This window comes from Arthrobacter vasquezii, assembly GCF_029455255.1.
Taxonomy (GTDB): Bacteria; Actinomycetota; Actinomycetes; order Actinomycetales; family Micrococcaceae; genus Arthrobacter_D; species Arthrobacter_D parietis.
The window spans coordinates 1-2986 of sequence record NZ_JAROKN010000112.1 but is presented as its reverse complement, the minus strand read 5'-3'; the positions used below and the strand labels follow the sequence as shown (position 1 = coordinate 2986).

The 2986-nt window shown below is 67.6% G+C and carries 4 protein-coding genes; 2 read left to right on the top strand and 2 right to left on the bottom strand.

Going from position 1 to position 2986, the window contains the following annotated elements; all coding sequences use genetic code 11:
• Together P4U43_RS17790 and P4U43_RS17785 are read right to left on the bottom strand one after the other, a co-directional pair.
• A partial coding sequence (locus P4U43_RS17790; RefSeq protein ID WP_277359929.1) for a glycerate kinase occupies window positions 1-399 on the bottom strand: 399 nt, incomplete at its 3' end.
• Between the two features lie 9 nt (window positions 400-408).
• Complete coding sequence (locus P4U43_RS17785; protein WP_277359928.1) at window positions 409-1410, bottom strand: LacI family DNA-binding transcriptional regulator; 1002 nt, start codon at window positions 1408-1410, stop codon at window positions 409-411.
• Between the two features lie 191 nt (window positions 1411-1601).
• On the opposite strand from P4U43_RS17785, the gene P4U43_RS17780 reads away from it, so the two are divergent.
• Both P4U43_RS17780 and P4U43_RS17775 read left to right on the top strand, forming a co-directional pair.
• The gene (locus P4U43_RS17780) at window positions 1602-2738 is read left to right on the top strand and encodes a Gfo/Idh/MocA family protein (RefSeq protein WP_277359930.1); all 1137 of its coding nucleotides are present in this window, start codon (window positions 1602-1604) and stop codon (window positions 2736-2738) included.
• On the top strand, window positions 2735-2986 hold a 252-nt coding region (locus tag P4U43_RS17775), incomplete at its 3' end, for a DUF993 family protein (protein WP_277359927.1). The genes P4U43_RS17780 and P4U43_RS17775, both read left to right, overlap by 4 nt.

The following is a 2986-nucleotide window of genomic DNA, read 5'->3' as shown; positions in this document are numbered from 1 at the left end:
CGACCCGCCCACGCCCAGCACAATCTCCGTGGCGCCGGCATCGAGAGCAGCAGCCAGCAGCTCACCGCTGCCGTAGCAGTGGGCCGAACCGGCCGTGGCTCCGCTAGGCGTGATGAACTCGAGCCCACTTGCACGGGCCGTCTCGATGACGGCCGTAAAACCGGTGAGCGCCCAGGGGGCGTCCACCCAGTCGGTCAGCGGTCCGCGGACCCTGGTCTGCCGCCTGTCGCCTCCGGCAGCGAGGACGGCCTCGAGGGTTCCCTCACCGCCGTCCGCGATGGGCTGCAGGGTGAGGTGCGCATCCGGCAGTACGCGGCGGACGCCGGCGGCCATCGCTTCGGCGGCTTCGGCTCCGGTCAGCGTGCCCTTGAATTTGTCCGGTGCTATCAGGATTCTCATGGCGCCGGGCTAAGCTCCTGCGGATTCGCGGATGATGACTTCTCCGGGGATCGGTGCCGGAGGCGCCTTGTCAGGATCCAGTGCAAGGTTCGCCGCCTCTTCACCCAGCTGCTCGAGAGGTAGGTGCACGGTGGTCAACGCGGGGAAGTAGTCGCGCAGGGTAGGGATGTCATCGAAGCCGGTCACCAGGGCATCCGCGGGGACCGAAACGCCCAGGGCGCGCAGGCCGGCGATCGCGCCGATTGCCATCACGTCATTCACCGCCAGCAGGCAAACGCCGCGTTCCCCCTTGAGCTCGTCCCAGCAGCGTTGCGCGGCGTCGAAGCCGCCCTCACGGTCGAACCCACTGACGACGACGGCGGCAGGCTCCAGCCCCGCTGCCTTCAGTGCGCGGGTGAAGCCGGAGACGCGGTCCCGTGCGGTATTCAGTTCGGTGGGCCCGGCCAGGATGGCGAACCGCGTAACTCCGAGCGAGACGAGTGAAGCTACGAGGTCCGCCGCGCCGTCGGCATTGCCCACCGGTACGGTCAGTCCGGAGCCGGGGGAGCCGCCGATGGTCACGACGCGCCCGCCGTTCTGCTGGTACCGGGCCAGCTCGTGCTCAAGCTCGGGATCTGCCTGTGCCCGGCGGGAGCCGGCCAGGATGATGGCGTCGGTGCGATGGGAGGCGAAGGCGGCGACGGCGTCGTGCTCCGCGCTTTCCGAAGGATCGGTGCTGGCCAGCAGGACCTGGCGCCGATAGTGCCGCGCCGCGTGCTGGACGCCGCGCGCAATGGAGGAGAAGTAGGGGTCCGAGATGTCGTGCACAACGAGGCCGACCAGGCCGGTGGAGGAGCGGGCGAGGGCCTGCGCCTGCGCGTTGGGCACGTACCCGAGTTCGAGCGCCGCGGCGCGGACGCGTTCGGCGATTTCTTCCGCCGGGCGCCGGGAGGAGCCGTTCAGCACGCGGGATGCCGTGGCCAGGGAAACTCCGGCATGGCTGGCCACACCGGACAGGGTTACAGCGGCCACCGGGCTCCTTCGCGTAGTACATGCTCCCGCTGGGTGTGCGGCAAGCGACCTTCGGTGCGGTCGGAAGCTCACTCAGCGGGGAGGGGTTGACGTGGTCTCGATCACTACCCTATATTGGAAAGCGCTTTCCACCAACATTCTTTCCTCTTCGGGAGTACAACGTGACTGAGACCAAGACCATCCGCATCGCGATGAATGGCATCACCGGCCGGATGGGGTACCGGCAGCACCTGCTGCGCTCGATCCTGCCCATCCGCGAACAGGGTGGCGTCACCCTTGCGGACGGGTCAAGGGTGCAGGTTGAGCCCATCCTCGTAGGACGCAACGAAGCGAAGATCCGCGACCTGGCCCAGCAGCACAAGGTTGAGCACTGGACCACGGACCTGGACGGGATCATTGCGGACCCCACCGTCGACGTCGTCTTCGATGCCTCCATGACCTCGCTGCGCGCCGCGACCCTCAAGAAGGCCATGGCTGCCGGCAAGCACATCTACACCGAGAAGCCCACGGCCGAGACCCTCGCCGAGGCCGTAGAGCTGGCGCAGATCGCCCAGGAAGCCGGGGTTACCGCCGGCGTTGTCCACGACAAGCTGTACCTGCCCGGCCTGGTGAAGCTGCGCCGCCTGGTGGATGAAGGCTTCTTCGGCCGTATCCTGTCCCTGCGCGGCGAGTTCGGCTACTGGGTCTTCGAGGGTGACCACCAGGCGGCCCAGCGCCCCTCGTGGAACTACCGCAAGGAAGACGGCGGCGGCATGACCACGGACATGTTCTGCCACTGGAACTACGTGCTCGAGGGCATCATCGGCAAGGTCAAGACCGTCAACGCCAACACCGTCACCCACATCCCCGCCCGCTGGGATGAGCAGGGCAAGGAATACAAGGCAACCGCCGACGACGCCGCGTACGGAATCTTCGAACTGGAGACACCTGCGGGGGAGCCTGTGCTGGCGCAGATCAACTCCTCCTGGGCTGTCCGCGTCTACCGGGACGAACTGGTTGAGTTCCAGATCGACGGAACCCACGGTTCAGCGGTTGCCGGGCTCAACAAGTGCGTTGCCCAGCAGCGGGCCCACACCCCCAAGCCGGTGTGGAACCCGGATCTTCCCGTCACGGAGTCCTTCCGCGACCAGTGGCAGGAAGTACCCGCGAACGCCGAGCTGGATAACGGCTTCAAGCTGCAGTGGGAAGAGTTCCTCCGCGACGTCTCCGCCGGCCGCGAGCACCGCTTCGGTTTGCTGTCTGCAGCCCGCGGCGTCCAGCTCGCCGAGCTTGGCCTGCAGTCCTCCGCTGAGCGCCGTACTCTTGACATCCCGGAGATCACGCTATGACCTCGCTCTACCTCCCCACTGCGGCCGGTTCGCTGGAGCGCTACGAACTCGCTCCCGCGCGGGAATGGGCCAAGCCAGCGGCGCCGCTCACCGCCCGGCACGCGTACGCGGCTGCACACGTCATCCCTGAGGTCACCGCGGACAACACTCCCGGTGCGCCCGCGGTCCTCGACTGGGACACCACGCTCGCCTACCGCCGGGAACTCTGGTCCTATGGGCTCGGCGTCGCCGACGCCATGGACACCGCG